30 protein-coding genes and 1 tRNA gene are annotated in these 24098 nt (G+C 65.1%); 27 read left to right on the forward strand and 4 right to left on the reverse strand.

The genetic code is table 11. The annotated features are described in order from the left end of the window. Positions 1–207 precede the first annotated feature (207 nt). The 19 genes from BG90_RS09330 to tatC all read left to right on the forward strand — a co-directional run bounded on the left by BG90_RS09330 (position 208) and on the right by tatC (position 13889). Positions 208–1134 carry an ABC transporter ATP-binding protein gene (locus tag BG90_RS09330; protein ID WP_010106878.1) on the forward strand — a complete coding sequence of 309 codons (927 nt, stop codon included), beginning with the start codon at positions 208–210 and terminating at the stop codon, positions 1132–1134. Next, positions 1131–1886 (forward strand): ABC transporter permease, encoded by a 756-nt coding sequence (locus tag BG90_RS09335; RefSeq protein ID WP_010117247.1) that lies wholly within the window; start codon positions 1131–1133, stop codon positions 1884–1886. The genes BG90_RS09330 and BG90_RS09335 overlap by 4 nt, the downstream gene beginning before the upstream one ends. A gap of 94 nt (positions 1887–1980) precedes the next feature. Beyond that, positions 1981–2220: a BolA family protein gene (locus tag BG90_RS09340; RefSeq protein WP_006029348.1), complete on the forward strand. Its 240-nt coding sequence runs from the start codon at positions 1981–1983 to the stop codon at positions 2218–2220. Between the two features lie 13 nt (positions 2221–2233). Further along, positions 2234–3583 (forward strand): UDP-N-acetylglucosamine 1-carboxyvinyltransferase, encoded by a 1350-nt coding sequence (gene murA / locus BG90_RS09345; RefSeq protein WP_010117245.1) that lies wholly within the window; start codon positions 2234–2236, stop codon positions 3581–3583. Next, entirely contained in the window at positions 3580–4236 is a 657-nt protein-coding gene (gene hisG, locus BG90_RS09350) for an ATP phosphoribosyltransferase (RefSeq protein WP_010106872.1), read from the forward strand. Before murA ends, hisG begins: the two co-directional genes overlap by 4 nt. A 40-nt stretch (positions 4237–4276) precedes the next feature. Further along, the gene (gene hisD / locus BG90_RS09355) at positions 4277–5614 is read left to right on the forward strand and encodes a histidinol dehydrogenase (protein ID WP_010106871.1); all 1338 of its coding nucleotides are present in this window, start codon (positions 4277–4279) and stop codon (positions 5612–5614) included. 151 nt (positions 5615–5765) lie between these two features. After that, the gene (gene hisC / locus BG90_RS09360) at positions 5766–6836 is read left to right on the forward strand and encodes a histidinol-phosphate transaminase (RefSeq protein WP_010106870.1); all 1071 of its coding nucleotides are present in this window, start codon (positions 5766–5768) and stop codon (positions 6834–6836) included. Between the two features lie 63 nt (positions 6837–6899). Next, positions 6900–7487, forward strand: a complete 588-nt coding sequence (gene hisB, locus BG90_RS09365; RefSeq protein ID WP_010106868.1) for an imidazoleglycerol-phosphate dehydratase HisB — start codon at positions 6900–6902, stop codon at positions 7485–7487. A 55-nt stretch (positions 7488–7542) separates the two neighbouring features. Beyond that, a complete protein-coding gene (locus BG90_RS09370) occupies positions 7543–8163 on the forward strand; it encodes a YchE family NAAT transporter (RefSeq protein ID WP_010106867.1) in 621 nt (206 codons plus the stop codon). Then, entirely contained in the window at positions 8160–8801 is a 642-nt protein-coding gene (gene hisH, locus BG90_RS09375) for an imidazole glycerol phosphate synthase subunit HisH (RefSeq protein WP_010106865.1), read from the forward strand. Before BG90_RS09370 ends, hisH begins: the two co-directional genes overlap by 4 nt. A 166-nt stretch (positions 8802–8967) precedes the next feature. Beyond that, a complete protein-coding gene (gene hisA / locus BG90_RS09380) occupies positions 8968–9723 on the forward strand; it encodes a 1-(5-phosphoribosyl)-5-[(5-phosphoribosylamino)methylideneamino]imidazole-4-carboxamide isomerase (protein ID WP_010106863.1) in 756 nt (251 codons plus the stop codon). An 82-nt stretch (positions 9724–9805) separates the two neighbouring features. After that, positions 9806–10579 (forward strand): imidazole glycerol phosphate synthase subunit HisF, encoded by a 774-nt coding sequence (hisF, locus tag BG90_RS09385; RefSeq protein WP_010106861.1) that lies wholly within the window; start codon positions 9806–9808, stop codon positions 10577–10579. Next, positions 10579–10992, forward strand: coding sequence for a phosphoribosyl-AMP cyclohydrolase (hisI, locus tag BG90_RS09390; RefSeq protein WP_010106859.1), 414 nt, complete (start codon positions 10579–10581; stop codon positions 10990–10992). The genes hisF and hisI overlap by 1 nt, the downstream gene beginning before the upstream one ends. Next, a complete protein-coding gene (locus BG90_RS09395) occupies positions 10989–11357 on the forward strand; it encodes a phosphoribosyl-ATP diphosphatase (RefSeq protein WP_010106857.1) in 369 nt (122 codons plus the stop codon). Before hisI ends, BG90_RS09395 begins: the two co-directional genes overlap by 4 nt. A 53-nt stretch (positions 11358–11410) precedes the next feature. Beyond that, positions 11411–11800, forward strand: coding sequence for a DUF4870 family protein (locus BG90_RS09400; protein ID WP_010106856.1), 390 nt, complete (start codon positions 11411–11413; stop codon positions 11798–11800). 28 nt (positions 11801–11828) lie between these two features. Continuing rightward, positions 11829–12194 (forward strand): histidine triad nucleotide-binding protein, encoded by a 366-nt coding sequence (locus BG90_RS09405; protein ID WP_010106855.1) that lies wholly within the window; start codon positions 11829–11831, stop codon positions 12192–12194. An 87-nt stretch (positions 12195–12281) separates the two neighbouring features. Continuing rightward, entirely contained in the window at positions 12282–12518 is a 237-nt protein-coding gene (gene tatA, locus BG90_RS09410; RefSeq protein ID WP_010106854.1) for a Sec-independent protein translocase subunit TatA, read from the forward strand. 22 nt (positions 12519–12540) lie between these two features. After that, a complete protein-coding gene (gene tatB / locus BG90_RS09415; RefSeq protein ID WP_010117244.1) occupies positions 12541–13068 on the forward strand; it encodes a Sec-independent protein translocase protein TatB in 528 nt (175 codons plus the stop codon). A gap of 38 nt (positions 13069–13106) precedes the next feature. Further along, positions 13107–13889, forward strand: a complete 783-nt coding sequence (tatC, locus tag BG90_RS09420) for a twin-arginine translocase subunit TatC (RefSeq protein ID WP_010106852.1) — start codon at positions 13107–13109, stop codon at positions 13887–13889. A gap of 307 nt (positions 13890–14196) precedes the next feature. On the opposite strand, the gene BG90_RS09425 is transcribed toward tatC, so the two are convergent. Continuing rightward, positions 14197–15405, reverse strand: a complete 1209-nt coding sequence (locus BG90_RS09425; protein ID WP_010106851.1) for a Do family serine endopeptidase — start codon at positions 15403–15405, stop codon at positions 14197–14199. A gap of 21 nt (positions 15406–15426) precedes the next feature. Here BG90_RS09425 and BG90_RS09430 point away from each other — a divergent pair, with 21 nt between their 5' ends. The 7 genes from BG90_RS09430 (at position 15427) to BG90_RS09460 (ending at position 20572) form a co-directional block, all read left to right on the forward strand. Then, a complete protein-coding gene (locus tag BG90_RS09430) occupies positions 15427–16173 on the forward strand; it encodes a Nif3-like dinuclear metal center hexameric protein (RefSeq protein WP_010106850.1) in 747 nt (248 codons plus the stop codon). Between the two features lie 220 nt (positions 16174–16393). Then, the gene (gene petA / locus BG90_RS09435; protein WP_025990024.1) at positions 16394–17014 is read left to right on the forward strand and encodes a ubiquinol-cytochrome c reductase iron-sulfur subunit; all 621 of its coding nucleotides are present in this window, start codon (positions 16394–16396) and stop codon (positions 17012–17014) included. Then, the gene (locus tag BG90_RS09440; protein ID WP_010106848.1) at positions 17015–18397 is read left to right on the forward strand and encodes a cytochrome b; all 1383 of its coding nucleotides are present in this window, start codon (positions 17015–17017) and stop codon (positions 18395–18397) included. 21 nt (positions 18398–18418) lie between these two features. Further along, positions 18419–19177 carry a cytochrome c1 gene (locus tag BG90_RS09445; protein WP_010117241.1) on the forward strand — a complete coding sequence of 253 codons (759 nt, stop codon included), beginning with the start codon at positions 18419–18421 and terminating at the stop codon, positions 19175–19177. 93 nt (positions 19178–19270) lie between these two features. Continuing rightward, the gene (locus BG90_RS09450) at positions 19271–19882 is read left to right on the forward strand and encodes a glutathione S-transferase N-terminal domain-containing protein (protein WP_010106845.1); all 612 of its coding nucleotides are present in this window, start codon (positions 19271–19273) and stop codon (positions 19880–19882) included. Between the two features lie 69 nt (positions 19883–19951). After that, the gene (locus BG90_RS09455) at positions 19952–20476 is read left to right on the forward strand and encodes a ClpXP protease specificity-enhancing factor (RefSeq protein WP_025990023.1); all 525 of its coding nucleotides are present in this window, start codon (positions 19952–19954) and stop codon (positions 20474–20476) included. A 20-nt stretch (positions 20477–20496) separates the two neighbouring features. After that, a tRNA-Thr gene (locus BG90_RS09460) sits at positions 20497–20572 on the forward strand. 76 nt (positions 20573–20648) lie between these two features. Here BG90_RS09460 and BG90_RS09465 read toward each other — a convergent pair. The 3 genes from BG90_RS09465 to BG90_RS37280 all read right to left on the reverse strand — a co-directional run bounded on the left by BG90_RS09465 (position 20649) and on the right by BG90_RS37280 (position 22344). After that, positions 20649–21677 (reverse strand): tyrosine-type recombinase/integrase, encoded by a 1029-nt coding sequence (locus tag BG90_RS09465; RefSeq protein WP_010117237.1) that lies wholly within the window; start codon positions 21675–21677, stop codon positions 20649–20651. After that, complete coding sequence (locus BG90_RS09470; protein ID WP_010117235.1) at positions 21677–21943, reverse strand: DUF4224 domain-containing protein; 267 nt, start codon at positions 21941–21943, stop codon at positions 21677–21679. Before BG90_RS09470 ends, BG90_RS09465 begins: the two co-directional genes overlap by 1 nt. A 116-nt stretch (positions 21944–22059) precedes the next feature. Continuing rightward, on the reverse strand, positions 22060–22344 hold the full coding sequence (locus BG90_RS37280; protein WP_232288902.1) for a hypothetical protein: 285 nt from the start codon (positions 22342–22344) through the stop codon (positions 22060–22062). Positions 22345–22817: 473 nt separating this feature from the next. Between BG90_RS37280 and BG90_RS09480 the strand changes: the two genes are divergently transcribed. Then, positions 22818–24052, forward strand: a protein-coding gene (locus tag BG90_RS09480) for an IS3 family transposase (RefSeq protein WP_085970859.1) whose coding sequence is annotated in 2 segments (ribosomal slippage) — positions 22818–23172 and positions 23172–24052 — 1236 coding nt in all. Because the reading frame shifts where the segments join, the coding sequence is not laid out codon by codon here. Positions 24053–24098: the final 46 nt, after the last annotated feature.

Genomic DNA, 24098 nt, shown 5'->3' on the forward strand with positions numbered 1-24098 from the left:
CGGCTGCCACGCCGCCCGCGGGCCTATGGCCCGTTCACGCCGATAACGGGCTTGCGCTCCAGGGTTCCGGCTCCGGGTTCCCCGCGCCGGCCGGCCTCGCCGGTTTGCCCTATAATCAACCGTTTTGCGGGACTGCCGAACGGTCCCCATTTCCCCATTCGCATCGAGCATAAAGAAGGCGTCGCGGCCGTCGTGCCGCGCTCAGTCATGTCAGCCATAGAAATCCGTCACGTCAAGAAGCGCTACAAGTCGCTTCAGGCGCTCAAGGGCGTCAGCCTGTCGGTCGAGGAAGGCGAGTTTTTCGGTCTGCTCGGCCCGAACGGCGCAGGCAAGACCACACTCATCAGCATTCTCGCCGGCCTCGCGCGCGCCGACGAAGGCACCGTCACCGTGCGCGGCCACGACGTCGTCAAGGATTTCCGGGCGGCGCGGCGCGCGCTCGGCGTCGTTCCGCAGGAACTGGTGTTCGATCCGTTCTTCACGGTTCGCGAGACGCTGCGGATCCAGTCCGGCTATTTCGGACTGCACCGCAACGACGACTGGATCGACGAAGTGATGGCGAACCTCGATCTCACCGAAAAGGCCGATGCGAACATGCGCGCGCTGTCGGGCGGGATGAAGCGGCGCGTGCTCGTCGCGCAGGCGCTCGTGCACCGGCCGCCCGTGATCGTGCTCGACGAGCCGACGGCGGGCGTCGACGTCGAGCTGCGCCAGACGCTGTGGAAGTTCATCTCGCGGCTGAACCGCGAGGGCCACACGATCGTGCTGACGACCCACTATCTCGAAGAAGCGGAATCGCTCTGCGATCGCATCGCGATGCTCAGGCGCGGCGAAGTCGTCGCGCTCGACCACACGCGCGCGCTGCTTCAGCGTTTCTCGGGGCTGCAACTGTTCGTGCGGCTGTCGCATGGCGCGCTGCCCGCCGAGCTGCGCGCGCTCGAAGCCGAGCCCGCGCCGGCCGCCGCGCCCGAGCATCTGCTGCGGCTCACCGATTACGACGAGGTCGAGCGGATCCTGTCGCTGTGCCGCGCGGCCGGCTGCGGCTTCGATGAGATCGAGATCCGCAAGGCCGATCTGGAGGATGTGTTCGTGCAGGTGATGAACGGCGCCGATGTGATCGAGGGGTTGGCATGAGCGGGTTTCGCACGCTGTTCTACAAGGAAATTCTGCGGTTCTGGAAGGTGTCGTTCCAGACGGTGCTCGCGCCCGTCGTCACGGCGCTCCTCTATCTGACGATCTTCGGCCACGCGCTCACGGGCCGCGTCGAGGTGTATCCGGGCGTCGCGTACGTGAGCTTCCTCGTGCCCGGCCTCGTGATGATGAGCGTGCTGCAGAACGCGTTCGCGAACAGCTCGTCGTCGCTGATCCAGTCGAAGATCACGGGCAACCTCGTGTTCATGCTGCTGCCGCCGCTGTCGCACGCGGACATCTTCGGCGCGTACGTGCTCGCGTCCGTCGTGCGCGGGCTCGCGGTCGGCGCGGGCGTGTTCGTCGTCACGGCCTGGTTCATTCCGATGAGCTTCGCCGCGCCGTTCTACATCATCGCGTTCGCGCTGTTCGGCTCGGCGATCCTCGGCACGCTCGGCCTGATCGCGGGGATCTGGGCCGAGAAGTTCGATCAGCTCGCCGCGTTCCAGAACTTCCTCATCATGCCGCTCACGTTCCTGTCGGGCGTGTTCTATTCGACGCACTCGCTGCCGCCCGTGTGGCGCGAAGTGTCGCGGCTCAATCCGTTTTTCTACATGATCGACGGCTTCCGCTACGGGTTCTTCGGCGTCGCCGACGTGGATCCGCTCGCAAGCCTCGCGGTCGTCGCCGGGTTCTTCGTGTTGCTCGCGTTGATCGCGATGCGGCTCCTCGCCACCGGCTACAAACTGCGTCATTGATATGAAACGATCGCCGCTCGCTGCGTTCGCCGCCGCCCGTGGGCGCGCGTCGATTCACGTCGGGCGGCCCGGCGCGTACTGACAGGAGCATTTCATGTTGCCGACTCCCGAACTGGTCAAGCAATACATCGAGGCGGGCCTTGCCTGCACTCATCTGGAAGTCGAAGGCGACGGCCAGCACTTCTTCGCGACGATCGTCTCGCCCGCATTCGAGGGCAAGCGGCCGATCCAGCGGCATCAGCTCGTCTATGCGGCGCTCGGCGACCGCATGAAGCAGGAAATCCACGCGCTCAGCATGAAGACGCTGACGCCCGCCGAATGGCAGAACGCATAACCGGAAACAGTCAGTGCAAGTCACCGTCAACGAACGCGACGCCGTCGAACGCGTCGCCACGGCAACCCCGGCCGGCAATCGGGATGCGCACGCGCACGCAACGGACAAGCTCGTGATCGAGGGCGGCCGCCGCTTGGCGGGCGAGATCGCCGTGTCGGGCGCGAAGAACGCCGCGCTGCCGATCCTCTGCGCGGGTCTCTTGACCGCCGAGCCCGTCCATCTCGACAACGTGCCGAACCTGAAGGACGTGCGCACGACGCTCAAGCTGCTCGACCAGATGGGCATGCGCGAGGAGACGGACGGCGCGCGCGTGGTGCTCGACGCGTCGCGCGTCGACAATCCGGTTGCGCCGTACGAGCTCGTGAAGACGATGCGCGCGTCGATCCTCGTGCTCGGCCCGCTGCTTGCGCGCTTCGGCTACGCGAAGGTATCGCTGCCGGGCGGCTGCGCGATCGGCGCGCGGCCCGTCGACCAGCACATCAAGGGCCTGCAGGCGATGGGCGCCGAGATCCACATCGAGCACGGCTACATCGAGGCGCGCGCGAAGCGCCTGAAGGGTGCGCGGATCGTGACCGACATGGTCACCGTGACGGGCACCGAGAACCTGCTGATGGCGGCGACGCTCGCGGACGGCGAGACGGTGATCGAGAACGCCGCGCGCGAGCCCGAAGTGTCGGATCTCGCGCACCTGCTCGTCGCGATGGGCGCGAAGATCGACGGGATCAGCACCGACCGGCTCGTGATCCAGGGTGTCGACAGGCTGCACGGCGCGACGCATGCGGTGATCCCGGACCGGATCGAGGCGGGCACGTTCCTGTGCGCGGTCGCGGCGGCGGGCGGCGACGTGACGTTGACCGGCATGCGCGCGCAGATCCTCGACGCGGTGATCGACAAGCTGCGCGAAGCGGGCGTGACGATCGAGGAGGGCGGCGACCGGCTGCGCGTGAAGATGGACCGCCGGCCGGGCGCGGTCGCGATCCGCACGTCCGAATACCCGGCGTTCCCGACCGACATGCAGGCGCAGTTCATGGCGCTGAACGCGGTCGCGGACGGCTCCGCGCAGGTGATCGAGACGATTTTCGAGAACCGCTTCATGCACGTGCAGGAGCTGAACCGCCTCGGCGCGAGCATCGCGGTCGACGGCAACACGGCGCTCGTCACGGGCGTGCCCAAGCTGTCCGGCGCGAACGTGATGGCGACCGACCTGCGCGCATCGGCGAGCCTCGTGATCGCTGGCCTTTGCGCGGAAGGCGAGACGCTCGTCGACCGCATCTATCATTTGGACCGCGGCTACGACCGGATGGAAACGAAGCTGACGGCCGTCGGCGCGAACGTGCGCCGCATTTCAGGGAGCGAAGCATGACCGCACCGCTGACGCTGGCGCTGTCGAAAGGGCGTATCTTCGAGGAGACCGTGCCGCTCCTCGCGGCGGCGGGCGTGACGGTCGCCGAGGATCCGGAGACGTCGCGCAAGCTGATCCTGCCGACCACCGACCCGAACCTGCGCGTGATCGTCGTGCGTGCGACCGACGTGCCGACCTACGTCGAGTACGGCGCAGCCGACTTCGGCGTCGCCGGCAAGGACGTGCTGCTCGAGCACGGCGGCGGCGGGCTGTACCAGCCGATCGATCTGAACATCGCGCGCTGCCGGATGTCGGTTGCGGTGCCGGCGGGCTTCGACTACGCGAACGCGGTGCGCCAGGGCGCGCGGCTGCGCGTCGCGACGAAATACGTCGAGACCGCCCGCGAGCACTTCGCCGCGAAGGGCGTGCACGTCGATCTGATCAAGCTGTACGGCTCGATGGAGCTGGCGCCGCTCGTGGGCCTGGCCGACGCGATCGTCGACCTCGTCAGCTCGGGCGGCACGCTGAAGGCGAACAATCTGGTCGAGGTCGAGGAGATCATGCCGATCTCGTCGCGCCTCGTCGTGAACCAGGCCGCGCTGAAGCTGAAGCGCGCCGCGCTGAAGCCGTTCCTCGACGCGTTCGAACGCGCGTCGCAGCGGAGCGGAGTCTGACCCTTGCGGTTTTCGGCGCATTACCGGAACGGATGACAGCATGGCTATCAAGATTCGCAAACTCGATTCGGCAAGCGAAGGATTCGCGGCCGAATTGCGCGCGGTGCTCGCGTTCGAGGCGAGCGAAGACGACGCGATCGAGCGTTCGGTCGCGCAGATCCTCGCGGACGTGAAGGCGCGCGGCGACGCCGCGGTGCTCGACTACACGAACCGCTTCGACCGGCTGAACGCGGACAGCGTCGCGGCGCTCGAGCTGCCGCAGGACGCGCTGGAGGCGGCGCTCGAAAGCCTCGAGCCGAAGCGCCGCGCGGCGCTGGAGGCGGCGGCGGCGCGCGTGCGCGGCTACCACGAGAAGCAGAAGATCGAGTGCGGCAGCCACAGCTGGCAGTACACGGAAGCCGACGGCACCGTGCTCGGCCAGAAGGTCACACCGCTCGACCGCGTCGGTCTGTACGTGCCGGGCGGCAAGGCGGCGTATCCGTCGTCGGTGTTGATGAACGCGATTCCCGCGCGCGTCGCGGGCGTCGGCGAGATCGTGATGGTCGTGCCGACGCCGGACGGCGTGAAGAACGAGCTCGTGCTCGCCGCCGCGTTCCTGGGCGGCGTCGACCGCGTGTTCACGATCGGCGGCGCGCAGGCGGTGGCCGCGCTCGCGTACGGCACGGCGACGGTGCCCGCCGTCGACAAGATCTGCGGCCCGGGCAACGCGTACGTTGCGTCGGCGAAGCGCCGCGTGTTCGGCACGGTCGGCATCGACATGATCGCCGGGCCGTCCGAGATCCTCGTGCTGTGCGACGGCACGACCGATCCGTCGTGGGTCGCGATGGACCTGTTCTCGCAGGCCGAGCACGACGAGCTCGCGCAGTCGATCCTGCTGTGCCCGGACGATGCGTTCATCGAGCGCGTCCAGAAGGCGATCGACGAGCTGCTGCCGACGATGCCGCGCCAGGACGTGATCCGCGCGTCGCTCGAAGGCCGCGGCGCGCTCGTCAAGGTGCGCGACATGAGCGAGGCGTGCAAGATCGCGAACGACATCGCGCCCGAGCACCTCGAAATCTCCGCGCTCGAGCCGCAGCAATGGGGCAAGCAGATCCGCCACGCGGGCGCGATCTTCCTCGGCCGCTACACGAGCGAGAGCCTCGGCGACTACTGCGCGGGCCCGAACCACGTGCTGCCGACGTCGCGCACCGCGCGCTTTTCGTCGCCGCTCGGCGTCTACGATTTCTTCAAGCGCTCGAGCCTGATCGAGGTGAGCGCCGAAGGCGCGCACACGCTCGGCGAGATCGCGTCCGAGCTCGCCTACGGGGAAGGATTGCAGGCGCACGCGAAGAGCGCCGAGTACCGGATGAAGGGGGCGGGCGACCGCCAGAAAGGCTAAGGGTAAGCCCAGCGCGGCGGAAGCGCGAGACGAGACCAGCCCAAAAAGACGACAACCCGAGACCGCCCGGCGAAGCGGCTCCCGCGCGACGCATGTGTCGCGCGAGGGCGCTTTGGCCGGAGCCATGCCGGCGCCGTGCGCCGTTGCCACCATGACTACGCCAGAAGACATCATCCGCCGCGACGTGCTCGCGATGACGAGCTACCCGGTGCCGGATGCGACGGGCTTCGTGAAGCTCGACGCGATGGAGAACCCGTATTCGCTGCCCGCGCCGCTCGCGGCCGAGCTCGGCGAGCGGCTCGCGCACGTCGCGCTGAACCGCTATCCGGCGCCGCGTCCCGCCGTGCTGATCGACAAGCTGCGCACCGCGATGGGCGTGCCCGCCGCATGCGACGTGCTGCTCGGCAACGGCTCGGACGAGATCATCGGCATGCTCGCGATGGCGTGCGCGAAGCCGGGCGCGAAGGTGCTCGCGCCGGTGCCGGGTTTCGTGATGTACGAGCTGTCGGCGAAGTTCGCGCAGCTCGAGTTCGTCGGCGTGCCGCTCGCGGCCGACCTGACGCTCGACGTCGACGCGATGCTCGCGGCGCTCGCCGAGCATCGGCCGGCGCTCGTCTATCTCGCCTATCCGAACAACCCGACGGGCACGCTGTATCCGGACGAGGGCGTCGAGCGGATCATCGCGGCCGCGGAGGCGAGCCTCGTCGTGATCGACGAGGCGTACCAGCCGTTCGCGCAGCGCAGCTGGCTGCCGCGCGCGGCGGAGTTCGACAACGTCGTCGTGATGCGCACGATGTCGAAGCTCGGCCTGGCCGGCATCCGCTTGGGCTACCTCGTCGGGCTGCCCGCGTGGCTCGCGCAGTTCGACAAGGTGCGTCCGCCGTACAACGTGAACGTGCTGACGCAGGCGGCGGCCGAGTTCCTGCTCGAGCGTCTCGACGTGCTCGATACGCAGGCCGCGCAGCTGCGCGACGCGCGCACCGGGCTCGCGCGTGCGATCGGCGCGCTGCCGGGCGCGACGGTGTTCCCGAGCGCCGGCAATTTCCTGCTCGTGCGTGTGCCGGACGCGGCCGCCGTGTTCGACGTACTTTTGACCGAGCGGGTCTTGATCAAAAACGTGAGTAAAATGCACCCATTGCTCGCCAATTGCGTGCGCGTAACGGTTGGGTCTCCCGAAGAAAACGCGCGTCTTCTGGCCGCACTGCAGCTGGCGCTGCCCTGACGGGCCACCCCGGGGCGCCGCCTTTCTCGTCCCCATTTACATCAGTCAATTCAAGGAATCACCATGCGCGTGGCGGAAGTCGTTCGCAACACCAGCGAAACGCAGATCCGTGTGAAGATCGACCTCGACGGCACCGGCAAGCAGAAGCTCGCGACCGGCGTTCCGTTCCTCGACCATATGCTCGACCAGATCGCGCGCCATGGTCTCGTCGATCTCGACATCGAAGCGCATGGAGACACGCATATCGACGATCACCATACCGTCGAGGACGTCGGCATCTCGCTCGGCCAGGCCGTCGCGAAGGCGATCGGCGACAAGAAGGGCATCCGCCGCTACGGGCATTCGTACGTGCCGCTCGACGAGGCGCTGTCGCGCGTCGTGATCGATTTCTCCGGGCGTCCGGGCCTCGAATTCCACGTGCCGTTCACGCGCGCGCGGATCGGCACGTTCGACGTCGACCTGTCGATCGAATTCTTCCGCGGCTTCGTCAATCATGCGGGCGTGACGCTGCATGTCGACAACCTGCGCGGCGTCAACGCGCACCATCAGCTCGAGACGGTGTTCAAGGCGTTCGGCCGCGCGCTGCGGATGGCGGTGGAGCTCGACGAGCGTGCGGCGGGGCAGATCCCGTCGACGAAGGGCAGCCTCTGATTCCCGGCCGGAGCGAAAACGACCCCACTGGCCGCGGCGGCTGCGCCGGCTTGCGATGGATCTGCTCAAATCGTTCATTTCCCTGCTCGCGCTGATCAATCCGCTCGGCGCGGTGCCGTTTTTCCTGAGCCTGACGGCCCAGCAGGCGGAAGCCGAGCGGCGGCACACGATCCGCATCGCGGCGATCTCGGTGTTCTGCGTGATCGCGGTGACGACGCTGCTCGGCCAGCAGATCATCGATTTCTTCGGGATCTCGGTGGGTTCGCTGGAGGTCGGCGGCGGGATCATCATGCTGCTGATGGCGATCTCGATGCTGAACGCGCAGATCGGCAACACGCGCTCGACGCCCGAGGAGCGCGACGAGGCGGAGTCGAAGAACAGCGTCGCCGTCGTGCCGCTCGCGATTCCGCTCCTGACGGGGCCGGGCTCGATCAGCACGGTGATCGTCTACGCGGCGAACGCCCGGCACTGGTACGACCGGCTCGGGCTCGTCGCGATCGGCGCGGCGCTCGCGCTCATCTGTTTCATTGCGATGCGGCTCGCCGAGCCGATCGCGCACTGGATCGGCCGCACCGGCATCAACATCGTCACGCGTCTGATGGGATTGATGCTGTCGGCGCTGGCGGTGGAATTCATCGTCGATGGACTGAAGGCATTGTTGCCTGCACTGACATGAAAACTTCGATTGCGATTGTGGATTATGGAATGGGCAACCTGCGCTCGGTCGCGCAGGCGCTCATGAAGGCGGAACCCGCCGCCGACGTGAAGATCGTCGACCGGCCCGAGGCGATTCGCGCGGCGGACCGCGTCGTGCTGCCGGGCCAGGGGGCGATGCCCGACTGCATGCGCTGCCTCGGCGAGTCTGGGCTGCAGGAGGCGGTGATCGAGGCGTCGCGCGCGAAGCCGCTCCTCGGCGTGTGCGTCGGCGAGCAGATGCTGTTCGACTGGAGCGCGGAAGGCGACACGAAGGGCCTCGGCCTGCTGCCGGGCAAGGTGCTGCGCTTCGAGCTCGAAGGCCGGCTGCAGGACGACGGCTCGCGCTTCAAGGTGCCGCAGATGGGCTGGAACCGCGTGCGCCAGGCGCAGCCGCACCCGCTATGGGAGGGGGTGCCGGACAACGCGTATTTCTATTTCGTGCACAGTTATTACGTGGTGCCGGACAACCCGGCGCACATTGCGGGCGAGACCGAATACGGCGGCGTTTTTACGTCCGCGGTCGCGCGCGACAACCTCTTCGCGACCCAATTTCACCCGGAAAAGAGCGCGGAAGCAGGATTGCGGCTATACCGGAATTTTGTCCATTGGAACCCTTGAACGTGGCGCGAGAGCCACAGCCGGCGTGCGCAAGTCGCCCGCCGCACGGGCCTTGCGAGCGGTTACGCAGAAAGAGTTGTACTAAACTAGCGAGACGGCATCGCGCCGGATGGGCCGGCGCGCGCCTTTTGATCTCTTCATTTTTCCCTGACAACACCCGATTGCTATGCTGCTGATTCCGGCCATCGATCTTAAAGACGGTCAGTGTGTGCGCCTCAAACAAGGCGATATGGACCAGGTGACGATTTTTTCCGAGGATCCTGCGGCGATGGCCCGTAAATGGGTCGATCTCGGCGCGCGGCGTTTGCATCTCGTCGACCTGAACGGCGCGTTCGCCGGCAAGCCGAAGAATCTCGAGGCGATCGAGGCGATTCTCGGAGAGGTCGGCGACGAAATCCCGGTGCAACTGGGCGGCGGCATCCGCAGCCTCGAGACGATCGAGAAGTATCTGGACGCCGGGCTGTCGTACGTGATCATCGGCACGGCGGCGGTGAAGGATCCGGGCTTCCTGCAGGACGCGTGCAGCGCGTTCGCGGGCAACATCATCGTCGGCCTCGACGCGAAGGACGGCAAGGTCGCCACCGACGGCTGGAGCAAGCTCACGGGCCACGAAGTGATCGACCTCGCGCAGAAGTTCGAGGACTACGGCGTCGAGTCGATCGTGTATACCGACATCGGCCGCGACGGGATGCTGCAAGGCGTCAACATCGAGGCGACGGTGAAGCTCGCGCAGGCGGTCGGCATTCCGGTGATCGCGAGCGGCGGCCTGTCGAACATCGGCGACATCGAGAAGCTCTGCAAAGTGGAAGACGAAGGTGTCGAAGGCGTGATCTGCGGCCGGGCGATCTACTCGGGCGACCTCGATTTCGCCGCCGCGCAGAAACGCGCGGACGAACTGAACGGCGAGCTCGACAACGCCTGACGCGCCGCGTCGGCACTACGCCTTTTCGCCAAGCCGTCCGCCGCGTGCGGGCGGCATTACCCGCGGCATGCCGCGCAACATCATGGCTCTAGCTAAACGCATCATCCCCTGTCTCGACGTGACCGCCGGGCGCGTCGTCAAGGGCGTCAATTTTGTCGAGCTGCGCGACGCGGGCGATCCCGTCGAGATCGCGCGGCGCTACGACGAGCAGGGCGCCGACGAACTCACGTTCCTCGACATCACGGCGACGTCGGACGGCCGCGACCTGATCCTGCCGATCATCGAGGCGGTCGCGTCGCAGGTGTTCATTCCGCTCACGGTGGGCGGCGGCGTGCGCGCGGTCGAGGACGTGCGGCGCCTCCTGAACGCCGGCGCGGACAAGGTCGGCATGAACTCGGCGGCGGTCGCGAATCCGCAGCTCGTGCGCGATGCGGCCGACAAGTACGGCTCGCAGTGCATCGTCGTCGCGATCGACGCGAAGCGCGTGTCGGGCGAAGGCGAGGCGCCGCGCTGGGAAGTGTTCACGCACGGCGGCCGCAAGGGCACGGGCCTCGATGCCGTCGAATGGGCGCGCAAGATGGCCGAGCTCGGCGCGGGCGAGATCCTGCTCACGAGCATGGACCGCGACGGCACGAAGGCGGGCTTCGATCTCGCGTTGACGCGCGCGGTGTCGGACGCGGTGTCCGTGCCCGTGATCGCGTCGGGCGGCGTCGGCTCGCTCGAGCACCTCGCGGCGGGCATCACCGAAGGCGGCGCGGACGCGGTGCTGGCCGCGAGCATCTTCCACTACGGCGAGCACACGGTCGGCGAGGCGAAGCGCTTCATGGCCGAGCGCGGCATTCCTGTGAGGTTGTGATGAGCGATGCACTGAAGCCGGGCGACTGGCTCGACAAGGTCCGCTGGGACGCGAACGGCCTCGTGCCGGCGATCGCGCAGGACGCGGCGACGAACGACGTGCTGATGTTCGCGTGGATGAACCGCGAGGCGCTGGCGAAGACGATCGAATTGAAGCGCGCGGTGTACTACTCGCGCTCGCGGCAGCGCCTGTGGTTCAAGGGCGAGGAGTCGGGCCACGTGCAGCACGTGCGCGAAGTGCGGATCGACTGCGACGAGGACGTCGTGCTGCTGAAGGTCGAGCAGGTCGAGGGCATCGCGTGCCACACCGGCCGGCGCTCGTGCTTTTTCCAGAAATTCGAGGGCACCGTCGACGACGGCGAATGGGTCGCGGTCGATCCGGTGCTCAAAGATCCCGAACATATCTACAAATGACGCAATCGATGATCGAAGACACGCTGCTGCGCCTCGCCGCCGTGATCGACAGCCGCAAGGGCGGCGACCCCGAGCAATCGTACGTGTCGCGCCTCTTCCACAAGGGCGACGACGCGGTCCTGAAGAAGATCGGCGAGGAAGCGACCGAAGTGGTGCTCGCCGCGAAGGACGTGCGCCAGGGCGGCGCGCCGTCCGCGCTCGTGGGCGAGGTCGCGGATCTGTGGTTCCACTGCCTCGTCGCGCTGTCGCACTTCGACCTGAGCCCCGCCGACGTGATCGCCGAGCTCGAGCGCCGCGAAGGGTTGTCGGGCATCGAGGAAAAGGCGCTGCGCAAGCGCCGCGAGCGCGAAGAAAACGGCGGATGAGCCGATGCGACCACACGCCGCGCAAGATTTGTCATCAAAAGGGGAATAGCATCATGTCAGAGTCGCCGAACCAATTTCCGCCGTCGTACCAGAACGCGACCGATAGCGAGCGCCAGCAGTCGTTGCGCACGCTGACGCACATCCTCTACCTGCTGTACGCGATTCACTGGCTGACGGGCGGCATCACGGGCATCGTCGCGATCATCATCAACTACGTGAAGCGCGACGATACGCTCGGCACCGCGTATCAGGCCCATTTCGAATGGCAGATCCGCACATTCTGGCGCGCGCTGATCGCGTATCTGATCGGCTTCGCGCTGCTGCTCGTCGGGATCGGCTTCGTCGTGCTGGGCGCGGTGTGGATCTGGACGCTGTACCGTATCATCAAAGGCTGGCTGTACTTGAACGACAACAAGACGCTCGATCCGCAGGCATGGTTCTGACGCCTTGCGGGACGCGTCGGGGAACACGATGAGTCATGACCCGAACTGCCTGTTCTGCAAGATCGCGGCAGGCGAGATCCCGAGCACGAGGGTGCACGAGGACGACGAGTTCGTTGCCTTCAGGGACATCCGGCCCGCGGCCGATACGCACGTGCTCGTCATTCCGCGCAAGCACGTGCCGACGCTGTCCGCCGTCACCGAGGAAGACGCGCCGCTGCTTGGTAGAATGATGGTTCTCGTCGCGCGGCTCGCCGAGCAGCTGGGCTGCGCGTATACGGGCGGCGAAACCGGGTTCCGGACGGTGATCAATACCGGGCCGGGCGGCGGGCAGGAGGTTTATCACCTGCACGCGCATATTCTGGCCGGGCCGCGTCCGTGGCGCCGGATGGGATGAGATGACGGATGCCCGTCATCCGAACGAAGCCGGCGCGGGGCCGGCGATTTGCGCCGCGAGACCGGCGAGGTTTAGGAGAGTTTCATCATGGGCGGATTGAGTATTTGGCATTGGCTGATCGTGTTGCTGATCGTCGCGCTGGTGTTCGGCACGAAGAAGCTGCGCAACATCGGCAACGATCTCGGCAGTGCGGTCAAGGGTTTCAAGGATGGCATGAAGGAGAGCGAGACCCCCGCTGACGCGCAGCAGCTGCCGCGCTCGGGATCGGTCGACGTCGACGCGAAGGAAGCCGCGCCGCGCTCGTCCGATTCGCACAAAGCGTAAGACGCGCTGACGGACTGCCGCGATGCTCGACCTCGGTCTTTCGAAGATGGCGCTGATCGGCGTCGTCGCGCTCGTCGTGCTCGGCCCCGAGCGGCTGCCGCGCGTCGCGCGGACGGCGGGCGCGCTCTTCGGGCGCGCGCAGCGCTACATCAACGACGTGAAGGCGGAAGTCTCGCGCGAGATCGAGCTCGATGCGCTGCGCTCGATGAAGGGCGATTTCGAGCAGGCCGCGCGCAACGTCGAGAACACGATCCACGACAACCTGCGCGAGCACGAGCGCGATCTCAACGCCGTGTGGAACTCGGCGGTGTCGCCGGGCGATCCGGCGGCCGCCGACACGTCGGACGGCCCGGCTGCGCCGTTCGGCGAGCCGTCGTGGCGCGGCGTCGCCGCCGCGTCGGCGAAGCGCCGCAACTGGCGGGTGAGGAAGACGGCGACGCCCGTCTGGTATAAGCGCGCAACGATGCGCCGCACGCAGGTGCAGTCGGGCGCCGCGCGCGTCGCGCGGCACCAGCCGGCGAGTCTGCGCCGTCCCGCGCGTTTCTTCTGATCGATGATTCGCGCTAGTCATTTCAACCGAGGGCCGGTGTGAGCGACCCCCAGCACAATCCGGACGAAGGTCCGGAAGAGACCTTCATCTCCCATCTCGTCGAGCTGCGTGACCGCATCATCCGGGCGGGCGTGGCGGTGATCGTCGTGTTTCTCGGGCTCGTCTACTGGGCGCCCGACATCTTCCGGCTGCTCGCGCGGCCGCTGATGCAGAACCTGCCGAAGGGCGGCAAGATGATCGTGACCGACGTCACCGGCTCGTTCTTCGTGCCGATGAAGGTGACGATGCTCGTCGCGCTCGTGATCGCGCTGCCGATCGTGCTGTACCAGATCTGGGCGTTCGTCGCGCCGGGGCTGTACCAGCACGAGAAGAAGCTCGTCGCGCCGCTCGTGGGCAGCAGCTACTTCCTGTTCCTGTGCGGGATGGCGTTCGCGTACTTCCTCGTGTTTCCGACGATCTTCCGCGTGATGGCGCACTACAACGCGCCGCTCGGCGCCGAGATGTCGACCGACATCGACAATTACCTGAGCTTCGTGCTCGGCATGTTCGTCGCGTTCGGGGTGACGTTCGAGGTGCCGGTCGTCGTCGTGCTGCTCGTGCGGATGGGCGTGCTGACCGTGCAGAAGCTCAAGGAGATCCGGCCGTACGTGATCGTCGGCGCGTTCGTCGTCGCGGCCGTGGTGACGCCGCCCGACGTGTTCTCGCAACTGATGCTCGCGCTGCCGCTCGTGCTGTTGTACGAGGCGGGGATCGTCGCGGCGCGGCTCTTCGTCAAGCCGCCGCCGAAGGAAGAAGACCAGGGCAAGACCGCGGCGAGCTGAGCGGGCGGCGGCCAAGCGGCGGGCCGGGCTTGCCGGCGCGTGGCTGCCGGGTCGCTGAAAGGCCATCGACAGGCCCCGGCGGGCCGTAGAGCGGGCGGCAAGCGCCGTTTCCGATTTCGCGTCGGGCGGTTGGTTCGATCAGGCGAAGCAGAAGCAAACAAGCCCCCCGTCTTTGAACCGGCCCCAGGAAGCTGGACACCGATCCAACCTTTGGGGCAGCTCACTTAGGTTGCTATTTTGTTTGCCGTCACGCCGGAAGGCGGCGAAGCGTGCGTCGCGGGCGTTGTTTCGGCCGCCTGACGCCTGCTTACTCCTCCTCGTCGCTGTTCTGCTCGTCGAGCGCCTGCTTCGGCGGCGGCGGCCGCTTGCCGATCACGACCGTCACGTCGAGCTCCTTGCCCTTGCGCACGACGTGCACCTTTGTCGGCGTGCCCGGCTTGATCTGCGCGATGACGTTCAGGAGCTTCGTCGTATCGGTGATTTCCTCGCCGTCGACCGACACGAGGATGTCGCCCGGCTTGATCCCCGCCTTGTCGGCCGGGCCGCCCTGCAGCACGCCCGCGACGATCGCGCCCGATTTTTGTGCGAGGCTGAACGACTCGGCGATCTCGGGCGTCACGTCCTGCGGCTCGACGCCGATCCAGCCGCGCGTGACGGCGCCCGTCGTGATGATGCTCTCGAGCACGTTGCGCGCGGTCGAGACGGGGATCGCGAAGCCGATGCCGAGCGAGCCGCCCGAGCGCGAGTAGATCGCCGTGTTGATGCCGAGCAGGTTGCCGTTCACGTCGACGAGCGCGCCGCCCGAGTTGCCCGGGTTGATCGGCGCGTCGGTCTGGATGAAGTTCTCGAACGTGTTGATGCCGAGATGATTGCGCCCGAGCGCGCTGATGATCCCCATCGTGACCGTCTGGCCGACGCCGAACGGATTGCCGATCGCGAGCACGACGTCGCCGACGCGCGCCTGGTCCGAGCGGCCGAGCGTGATCGTCGGCAGGTTCGTCATGTTGATCTTGAGCACCGCGAGATCGGTCTCGGGATCGCTGCCGATCACCTTCGCGGTCGCGGTGCGGCCGTCGGCGAGCGCGACTTCGATCTGGTCCGCGCCGTCGACGACGTGCTGGTTCGTTAGAATGTAACCCTCCGAGCTTACGATGACGCCCGACCCCAGATTGGCCGCGGGCTCATCCTGCTGCCGCCGCGCGTTGCGATCGCCGAAGAAATAGCGAAAGAGCGGATCCTTCGCGCGCGGATCGGGCGGCAGCGAACCGTCCTTGCTGGAGAATACGTTGACGACCGCGGGCATCGCCTTCTGCGCGGCGTCCGCATACGAGGATTGAGCGGGCGCGCCGCCGACGCCGGGCGCGACTTCCCGCAGCGCGACGATCGGCGCCGCGAGCTGTTTGCCGAGTTGTCCTTGCCGTTGGAGCCATTGCGGCTTGAGCGTCGCCACGATGAACATCAGCGCGAGCAGCACCGTCACCGCCTGGGCGAAGAACAGCCAGAAGCGTCTAAGCATTTGAAGATATTAGAGGTTTATATGGATCGGATCGAACTTGAATTGTACTTGAACAATACCCTCGAAATTGAGCGGTTCAAGGACTACAGCCCGAACGGCCTCCAGGTGGAGGGCCGTCGCAAGATTGAAAAAATCGCCACCGGCGTGACGGCTTCGCTCGCGTTTCTCGATCGCGCACTCGAATGGGGCGCGGACGCGGTGCTCGTCCATCACGGCTACTTCTGGCGCAACGAGGCGCCGCAAATCACGGGCCGCAAGTACCAGCGCCTGAAGCGCCTGCTCGCGAACGACCTGAACCTGTTCGCGTTCCACCTGCCGCTCGACGCGCACCCCGAGCTCGGCAACAACGCGCAGCTCGGCGAACGCCTCGGCCTGATCGGCGACGCCCGCTTCGGCGACCAGGACCTCGGCTGGCTCGCGACGCTGCCGATGCCCGTCACGCTCGAGCACTTCACGGCGAAGGTCGAGAACACGCTCGGCCGCACGCCGCTCGTGCTCGGCGATGAGGACCAGCAGCTTCGCCGCGTCGCATGGTGCACGGGCGGCGCGCAAAGCTATTTCGACGCGGCGATCGAAGCGGGTGCCGACGTGTTCCTGACGGGCGAAGTGTCCGAGTACGTGACGCACGCGTCGGCCGAGAGCGGCGTCGCGTTCGTTGCGGCGGGGCACCATGCGACCGAGCGCTTCGGCATCCAGGCGCTCGGCCAGCATTTATCGGAACGATTTGATCTCGAGCATATTTTTATCGACATTCATAACCCGGTTTAACCGCGCAAATTGTCGCGCTGCATCCAAAGAAAAACATGATGCGGTGCGCATTGCGTCGATTATCGGCCCGGAAATTTCGATAGCACGGGGAAACCCTTGATTAATAATGGCTTCCGAAGGTATTTAACGTTCGGGTCTTGTAAATGCCGACTCCATTCGAGCAAACTAGCGGCGGTGTGAAATGTCGTGACGGAAATCCAACTCGTAATTGGGGCGTGTAATGCGAGACAAAGAAGAGGAACACGTCGACAGCGGCCGCCGGACATGGCTGATTGCGACATCCGTAGCAGGTGGCGTAGGAGGCGTCGCCACCGTAATACCTTTCGCGGCGTCGTTGGCGCCGTCTGCCCGGGCCAAGGCGGCGGGCGCACCCATCGAGGTCGATATCGGCGCGCTCAAGCCGGGCGAAATGCTCACGGTCGCCTGGCGCGGCAAGCCGGTCTGGGTGCTGAACCGCACCGACTCGATGCTCACCGACGTCGTCAAGGCCGACAAGGAAGTCGCCGATCCGCAGTCGAAATCCCCATACTCGATGCCGTTGCCCGCGTATTGCGCGAACGAGTACCGGTCGAGGGCCGACCACAAGAACATTCTCGTCGTGATGGCGGTGTGCACGCACCTCGGCTGCACGCCGACCCAGCGCTTCACGCCGGGGCCGCAGCCGAACCTGCCCGACGACTGGCCGGGCGGCTTCCTGTGCCCGTGCCACGGCTCGACCTACGACCTGGCCGGCCGGGTCTTCAAGAACAAGCCGGCGCCGCAGAATCTGGACGTCCCGCCTTACATGTTCACGTCGGCCACGACGCTCGTGATCGGCAAGGACGAGAAAGGAGAAGCGTAAATGGCGACCGATAACAAAGAGATCTCCACGACAGGCTTGCTCGGCTGGGTCGACCGGCGCTTTCCCCTCACTTCCACCTGGAAGCAGCATCTTTCCGAGTACTACGCACCGAAGAATTTCAACGTCTGGTATTTCTTCGGATCGCTCGCGCTGCTCGTGCTCGTCAACCAGATCGTCACGGGCATCTTCCTGACGATGAACTACAAGCCCGACTCGACGCTCGCGTTCGCGTCGGTCGAGTACATCATGCGCGAGGTGCCGTGGGGCTGGCTGATCCGCTACATGCACTCGACGGGCGCGTCGATGTTCTTCGTCGTCGTCTACCTGCACATGTTCCGCGGCCTGCTGTACGGCTCGTACCGCAAGCCGCGCGAGCTCGTGTGGATCTTCGGCTGCGCGATCTTCCTGTGCCTGATGGCCGAGGCGTTCTTCGGCTACCTGCTGCCATGGGGGCAGATGTCGTTCTGGGGCGCGCAAGTGATCGTGAACCTGTTCTCGGCGATTCCGTTCATCGGTCCGGACCTGTCGCTGTGGATTCGCGGCGACTACGTCGTGTCCGACGTCACGCTGAACCGCTTCTTCGCGTTCCACGTGATCGCGATTCCGCTCGTCCTGCTCGGGCTCGTCGTTGCGCACCTGATCGCGCTGCACGAAGTGGGGTCGAACAACCCGGACGGCATCGAGATCAAGGAGAAGAAGGACGAGAAGGGCGTGCCGCTCGACGGCATTCCGTTCCACCCGTACTACTCGGTGCACGATTTCTTCGGCGTGTGCGTGTTCCTGATGGTGTTCGCGGCGATCCTGTTCTTCATGCCGGAGATGGGCGGCTACTTCCTCGAGGCGAATAATTTCATCCCGGCGAATCCGCTGCAGACGCCGCCCGAGATCGCGCCCGTCTGGTACTTCACCGCCTTCTACGCGATGCTTCGCGCGACCACCGACCCGTTCAAGATCGTGCTGATGATCGTGCTCGTGGCGCTCGGCCTCTTGGCGCTCGTGCGCGCGCGCGGCAAGTGGAAGATCGCGCTGCCCGCGCTCGCCGCGGCGCTCGTCGTCTTCATGTACTTCACCGAATCGAAGTTCTGGGGCGTCGTCGTGATGGGTGCGGCCGTCGTCACGCTGTTCTTCCTGCCGTGGCTCGACCGCAGCCCGGTGAAGTCGATCCGCTACCGGCCGTTTTTCCACAAGGTGTTCTTCGGGATCTTCGTCATCGTGTTCCTGACGCTCGCGTTCCTCGGCACGCGGCCGCCTTCGCCCGCCGCGACGCTGATCGCGCAGGTGTGCGCGCTCGTGTACTTCGCGTTCTTCCTCGGCATGCCGTTCTGGACGCCGCTCGGCAAATTCAAGCAACCGCCCGAACGCGTGCGGTTCAAACCCCATTGACGTGAGCGAGGAGGAATAAGTATGAAGAAATTGCTTTCGACGCTCGCAATGTTTATTGTGTCGGCATGTCTGCTGACGAGCGTCCCCGTGCGGGCCGAGGAGGGCGAATTTCCGCTCGACCGTGCGCCCGACAACGCGGAGAATCTCGTCTCTTTGCAGCATGGCGCGCAGTTGTTTGTAAACTATTGCCTGAATTGCCATAGTGCGAACCTGATGCGCTACAACCGGCTGACGGATCTCGGCATCTCGCAGAAGGAGATCGAGGCGAATCTCCTGTTCACGACCGACAAGGTCGGCAACACGATGAGTGTCGCGATGCGGCCGGAAGACGCGAAGACCTGGCTCGGCGTCGCGCCGCCGGATCTGTCCGTCGAAGCGCGCGCCCGCAGCCGTGATTGGCTCTATACGTATCTGCGCACTTTCTACCGCGACGATACGCGGCCGACGGGCTGGAACAACGCCGTGTTCCCGAACGTCGGCATGCCTCACGTGCTGTGGCAGCTTCAAGGGGAGCGCATTGCGAAATTCGAGGAAAAGAAGGACGAGGAAACGGGCGAGAAGGTGCACACGCTCGTCGGGTTCCAGCAGGTGACGCCCGGGACGCTTTCGCCGGTGGATTATGATGCTGCCGTCGGCGATCTGGTCGCATACCTGAGCTGGATGTCCGAGCCGGCGCAACAGACCCGCAAACGTCTCGGCGTGTGGGTGCTGCTGTTCCTCGGGGTCCTGACCTTCTTCGCCTGGCGGCTCAATGCCGCCTACTGGAAAGATATCAAGTAATCACGCCGTGACTGGCGTGGGGCCAGCGCAAGGAAGAGCCTGTGGGATGGCTTTTCCGCGCGCTGGCCCTCAGCTTTTTGAGGAAACGCAAACATGATGGTTCTGTATTCCGGCACGACTTGTCCGTTCTCCCAGCGTTGCCGGCTGGTGTTGTTCGAAAAGGGCATGGATTTCGAGATCCGCGACGTCGACCTGTTCAACAAGCCGGAAGACATCGCGGTGATGAATCCGTACGGACAGGTGCCGATTCTCGTCGAACGCGATCTGATCCTGTACGAATCGAACATCATCAACGAGTACATCGACGAGCGCTTCCCGCATCCGCAACTGATGCCGGCCGACCCGGTGCAGCGCGCGCGCGCGCGCCTGTTCCTGCTCAACTTCGAGAAGGAACTGTTCGTGCACGTGAGCACGCTCGAGAACGAGAAGGGCAAGGCGGCGGAGAAGAGCCACGAGAAGGCGCGCCTCGCGATCCGCGATCGCCTGACGCAGCTCGCGCCGATCTTCCTGAAGAACAAGTACATGCTCGGCGAAGAGTTCTCGATGCTCGACGTCGCGATCGCGCCGCTGCTGTGGCGTCTCGACCACTACGGGATCGATCTGTCGAAGAACGCCGCGCCGCTGATGAAGTATGCAGAGCGGATCTTCAGCCGTCCTGCCTATATCGAAGCGCTGACGCCGTCCGAAAAGGTCATGCGTCGTTAAGCTGTATGTGACTGGGGCGCGGATGCGGCGGCGCGACGTCGCCGCATCCGCTTCCGTTCGAGGATGGCGATGCAAGAGATTTCCACGAAGCCGTATTTGCTGCGCGCGCTGTACGAGTGGTGCACGGATAACGGATATACGCCGCACATCGCGGTGCGGGTCGACAAGTCGACGCGCGTGCCGCGCCAGTTCGTGCGCGACGGCGAGATCGTGTTGAACATCAGCTTCGAGGCGACGAGCCAGTTGCAGATGGGCAACGAATGGATCGAGTTCACTGCGCGGTTCTCGGGCAAGGCGCACAAGATCGAGGTGCCGATTGCGAATGTGCTCGCGATCTATGCGCGCGAGAACGGGCAGGGGATGGCGTTTCAGGTCGACGTCGTCGCGGAGGCTGGCGACGATGACGGCGGCGAGGCGCTTGCTGCGGCGGACGATGGCGACGACGGCGGTGGGCAGGCCGCGGCGGCCGATGCCGCGCGGGGCGCGGCGGAAGCGGCGCCGGAATCCGGCGATCGCGCGGACGAACCGCCGAAGTCCGATGGCGACGGCGATGGCGCGAAAGGCGGCCGGGCTCGCCTCAAGATCGTGAAATGAGGTAGAATTTTGAGTTCAACGCCGGCTTAGCTCATCTGGTAGAGCAGTTGATTTGTAATCATCAGGTGGCGGGTTCGAGTCCTGCAGCCGGCACCATATAAATCAAGGGGTTACGTGAGGTTTGCGTAACCCCTTGACGTTTCCAAAACACCCTTCACGTTTCCAAAACTCATCAGCGCGACGGTTTGACCGGGCGTGTGCCGCGCACGTAGCGCGCTGTCATGCCGGGGCCGCTATGCCCCGCCAAGCGCTGTCCAGCCTCCAATCCTTCGTCAATCGTTTTGTGCGTCACGCCGCGCGCGCGCAGGTCGCGGAACTGAAATTTCGCCTTGTTGATGCCAGCCTTTTCGCGCGCTTTGTCGAACCGCGATCGTAGCTGGCCTTTTGTGAGGGGATAGCCTTCCTCGTCACGCAGCAGATACGGGGAGACATCAACCTTTGACCCGCGCCAAGCGAGCAAGCGCTCAATCAGTTTCGCCAGCTCGCCCGTTATCTGAATGGTGACGAAAGCTCTGGTCTTGCGCGTGCGGAAGATGAGGTTGCCCTTCACGATGTTCGATCGTTGCACGCCGAGGATGTCCGCCGGGCGTTGCGCGCAGAGGTCAGCCAAATCCATCGCATTACGGAGGGGCTCATCGGCGACGGCGTAGACGGACGCATACAGCTCGTCATCGATGAGGATGTCCTGTCGGCCAGTCTCTTTCTTGCCGCGCACGCCCGCGCATGGGTTCGCGATCGTCATCATGTCCCACAGCCGGCCGCAGTTCAGGACAAGCGATAGCACAGCTTTCGTGCGGTTCGCCGTCACGACGCCGCGCTTCTCGGCCGTGGCCCGCCAGATGGACGCCACGTCAGCGGGTGTGAGCGTGTCTAACTCGCGGTCACCGATGACGGCCGCGAGTCGTGTCAGGAAAAGGTCGTACATGCGCCGCGTCGCCAGTGATTTATGCGGAAGCTCACGCTGGCGGTACGCGCGATCAAGCATCGCGAACGTATGCCGCGTCGTTTCGGCCGAAGGCACACGCTTTCCTTCGAGCTCGGCCCATCGTTGGAGTGCGACGACGCGATCGGTGCCGAGGGGCTCGAGAAAGCGCCGGCCCTCGATTGCGCCGTGGTCGTAGTAGTAACGCTTGGTGCCGTCTGCGTTCGTGCGCGACCGAAAGCGCGGGATCGCTCCAGCGGTTTGTGCTCTGCGACCCATCACACAGCTCGGAGGTTGAGCGATGCGGGCGTGGTGAGCTGTAGCGAGCGCGTTTGCTTCGATTCGATGATGCCCATCTGTTTGTCGTGGTAAGCGCGTGCGACCAACACGCGGCCGTGCACGTCGACGACGTGCGGCCAACCCTGTTGAGCAAGCCACAGGATTTGGCGCGCGCGTTGCGGCGTGCCGGTCAATTCGCGCAGTTCTTGGCGGCCGAGATATGCGCCTGCGCCGCGCTGCGGACCGCGGCGTGGATATTCTTGCATGGTGATTTTCAACGCGTAAAGGGGGGACACGCAGAACAACTAGTGGACTCGTGGTTTCCACCCAAATCTCTCATAACTCTTTGATTTTTAAGGTGTGCGAGTGCCATCAATTGCCATCATTCAGGCATGGCGACACCGAAAAACTCGTGGCCTAAAAAATAGGCAGCGTCCGTAACTGATGGCAAAACGCACTCAACTCGTGGCAGTCCGTTTTGGCCTATGCCTTGCCCTTCCTCGCTTTCTTTCTCTTTCTTTTTCAATGAAATAGAGAGAGAAGAGAGAAGGGCGACGGCGGCCGGCGCGAAAACCGGACTCGTGGCAAAAGCGGCTCGACTAATGGCAAATAGACGGAGACTCGCGGCGGCAGTCCTCTCAACAATCAAGGACTTACGAGTGGACACGCCCGAAATCCACGATTCGCGTGCGCTGCGTGCCCGGTCGCTGTGGAAAAATCCGCGCGCGCGGCCCCGCTCCCTCTCGGCTCGCGCTGTTGCCCGGCCGTTTCGACTCGCGGGGGGGACGGGGGGAAGCGAACGAAGCGGCGGCCGCGGGTTGGCGTGCGCCGACTGCTGCGCGCATCGGCGCACGCAGCGGAAACCCGAATCCAGGGCCGCTACGCGGCCGGAAAGAATGGGGGAAGGGGTACGGCCGCGCGGCGGCCGCATGGGCTGAGAGCGGGTCATGCTCGGCCTCCTTGCTGCGCGTCCGTCGCCAAGTCTTCGCGTACCGACACGTGGAGGCCGAACGCGGCCAAGCGGTCGAGCGAAATCGGCGTGAGGTAGGGCACGCGACGGGTGTAAATGCGGCGCTTGGAGCAGCCCCCGCGAAAACCGGACACGTGGTAACGCTTAAATTATGAGGTAGTCTTCTGCCTATGTTTAAGCCTAACCACAACGTAGAACCGGTCGAAGTTCTGACCCAGCCGGAGCAGCGCCGCCGGCGTTCTGTCGAGGAGAAGCTCGCGATAGTGCGCGAGACGTTCGAGCCCGGCGCGACAGTTTCCGGTGTTGCCCGTCGCCATCAGGTGAATGCCAACCAGGTCTTCGCCTGGCGCAAGCTCTATCAGGATGGAAGCCTGTCGGCCGTCAGTGCTGGCGAACAGGTGGTTCCGGCATCGGACCTGGCCGAAGCGATGAAGCAGATTCGCGAACTTCAGCGGCTGTTGGGCAAAAAAACGATGGAAGTGGAAATTCTCCGCGAAGCAGTGGAGTACGGTCGAGCAAAAAAGTTGATTGCGCGCTCACCATTGCTGCCGGGGGACGACCGTTGAAGACGGTCTGTGAAGTCCTGGGTGTGTCGCGCGCGAATCTCGCGGTCAAGTCGAAGCGTCCTGCTGAGTGGGTCGACCGGCGCAAGACGCCCGTTCTGGATGACATGCCGCTCGTCACCGAACTGCGAGAGCTGGTTGCCGACCTGCCCACGTACGGCTACCGGCGCGCATGGGCGCTGCTGAGGCGAAGCCGGGACGCGCTGGGCCAACCTCGCGTCAATGCAAAGCGGGTGTATCGCGTCATGCGTCGCCACGGCCTGCTGCTCGAACGCCGACCTCGTCATGTCCCATCGACGCGTCGGCACGATGGCAAGGTCGCGGTGGACAGAAGCAACGTGCGCTGGTGCTCGGACGGTTTCGAATTCCGCTGCGACGACGGTGCCCCTTTGCGCGTCGTCTTCGCACTGGACTGCTGCGACCGGGAAGCCATGAGCTGGGCTGCGACCACCGGTGGTTACACCGGTGACATGGTGCGCGACGTGATGCTTCAGGCGGTCGAAAACCGTTTCGCCGGTGCGTTGAAGGCTGACAGCGAAATCGAGTGGTTGAGCGACAACGGTTCCTGCTACATTGCCGACGAGACAATGACGTTCTCGCGTGAAATCGGCCTGAAGCCGGTCACGACACCCGTCAGAAGTCCGCAGAGCAACGGGATGGCCGAGAGCTTCGTCAAAACGATGAAGCGCGATTACGTTTCGTGGATGCCCAAGCCCGACGCCCGAACGGCGCTGCAGAACCTGGCCATTGCGTTCGACCACTACAACGAGTCGCATCCGCACAGCGCCTTGAAATACTGCTCGCCGCGCGAGTTTCGCCAGCAAGCAAATTCTCCAACCTAAGCGTGACCGCGTGTCCGGTCATGCAGGGGCAAGTCCAGGGACTCGA

The sequence above is a fragment of the Burkholderia oklahomensis C6786 genome (assembly GCF_000959365.1).
GTDB lineage: Bacteria > Pseudomonadota > Gammaproteobacteria > Burkholderiales > Burkholderiaceae > Burkholderia > Burkholderia oklahomensis.

What these genes read in the sequence shown, in the direction of transcription:
- hisF (WP_010106861.1), top strand. Translation starts at nt 9,806, where the DNA reads ATGGCTCTAGCTAAACGCATCATCCCCTGTCTCGACGTGACCGCCGGG.
- hisB (WP_010106868.1), top strand. Translation starts at nt 6,900, where the DNA reads ATGCGCGTGGCGGAAGTCGTTCGCAACACCAGCGAAACGCAGATCCGT.
- petA (WP_025990024.1), top strand. Translation starts at nt 16,394, where the DNA reads ATGCGAGACAAAGAAGAGGAACACGTCGACAGCGGCCGCCGGACATGG.
- BG90_RS09405 (WP_010106855.1), top strand. Translation starts at nt 11,829, where the DNA reads ATGAGTCATGACCCGAACTGCCTGTTCTGCAAGATCGCGGCAGGCGAG.
- BG90_RS09430 (WP_010106850.1), top strand. Translation starts at nt 15,427, where the DNA reads ATGGATCGGATCGAACTTGAATTGTACTTGAACAATACCCTCGAAATT.
- BG90_RS09455 (WP_025990023.1), top strand. Translation starts at nt 19,952, where the DNA reads ATGCAAGAGATTTCCACGAAGCCGTATTTGCTGCGCGCGCTGTACGAG.
- BG90_RS09425 (WP_010106851.1), bottom strand. Translation starts at nt 15,405, where the DNA reads ATGCTTAGACGCTTCTGGCTGTTCTTCGCCCAGGCGGTGACGGTGCTG.
- hisC (WP_010106870.1), top strand. Translation starts at nt 5,766, where the DNA reads ATGACTACGCCAGAAGACATCATCCGCCGCGACGTGCTCGCGATGACG.
- tatA (WP_010106854.1), top strand. Translation starts at nt 12,282, where the DNA reads ATGGGCGGATTGAGTATTTGGCATTGGCTGATCGTGTTGCTGATCGTC.
- BG90_RS09450 (WP_010106845.1), top strand. Translation starts at nt 19,271, where the DNA reads ATGATGGTTCTGTATTCCGGCACGACTTGTCCGTTCTCCCAGCGTTGC.
- hisI (WP_010106859.1), top strand. Translation starts at nt 10,579, where the DNA reads ATGAGCGATGCACTGAAGCCGGGCGACTGGCTCGACAAGGTCCGCTGG.
- tatB (WP_010117244.1), top strand. Translation starts at nt 12,541, where the DNA reads ATGCTCGACCTCGGTCTTTCGAAGATGGCGCTGATCGGCGTCGTCGCG.
- BG90_RS09395 (WP_010106857.1), top strand. Translation starts at nt 10,989, where the DNA reads ATGACGCAATCGATGATCGAAGACACGCTGCTGCGCCTCGCCGCCGTG.
- BG90_RS09465 (WP_010117237.1), bottom strand. Translation starts at nt 21,677, where the DNA reads ATGGGTCGCAGAGCACAAACCGCTGGAGCGATCCCGCGCTTTCGGTCG.
- BG90_RS09335 (WP_010117247.1), top strand. Translation starts at nt 1,131, where the DNA reads ATGAGCGGGTTTCGCACGCTGTTCTACAAGGAAATTCTGCGGTTCTGG.
- BG90_RS09470 (WP_010117235.1), bottom strand. Translation starts at nt 21,943, where the DNA reads ATGCAAGAATATCCACGCCGCGGTCCGCAGCGCGGCGCAGGCGCATAT.
- BG90_RS09445 (WP_010117241.1), top strand. Translation starts at nt 18,419, where the DNA reads ATGAAGAAATTGCTTTCGACGCTCGCAATGTTTATTGTGTCGGCATGT.
- BG90_RS09370 (WP_010106867.1), top strand. Translation starts at nt 7,543, where the DNA reads ATGGATCTGCTCAAATCGTTCATTTCCCTGCTCGCGCTGATCAATCCG.
- BG90_RS09330 (WP_010106878.1), top strand. Translation starts at nt 208, where the DNA reads ATGTCAGCCATAGAAATCCGTCACGTCAAGAAGCGCTACAAGTCGCTT.
- BG90_RS09340 (WP_006029348.1), top strand. Translation starts at nt 1,981, where the DNA reads ATGTTGCCGACTCCCGAACTGGTCAAGCAATACATCGAGGCGGGCCTT.
- BG90_RS09400 (WP_010106856.1), top strand. Translation starts at nt 11,411, where the DNA reads ATGTCAGAGTCGCCGAACCAATTTCCGCCGTCGTACCAGAACGCGACC.
- hisA (WP_010106863.1), top strand. Translation starts at nt 8,968, where the DNA reads ATGCTGCTGATTCCGGCCATCGATCTTAAAGACGGTCAGTGTGTGCGC.
- BG90_RS09440 (WP_010106848.1), top strand. Translation starts at nt 17,015, where the DNA reads ATGGCGACCGATAACAAAGAGATCTCCACGACAGGCTTGCTCGGCTGG.
- hisD (WP_010106871.1), top strand. Translation starts at nt 4,277, where the DNA reads ATGGCTATCAAGATTCGCAAACTCGATTCGGCAAGCGAAGGATTCGCG.
- hisG (WP_010106872.1), top strand. Translation starts at nt 3,580, where the DNA reads ATGACCGCACCGCTGACGCTGGCGCTGTCGAAAGGGCGTATCTTCGAG.
- hisH (WP_010106865.1), top strand. Translation starts at nt 8,160, where the DNA reads ATGAAAACTTCGATTGCGATTGTGGATTATGGAATGGGCAACCTGCGC.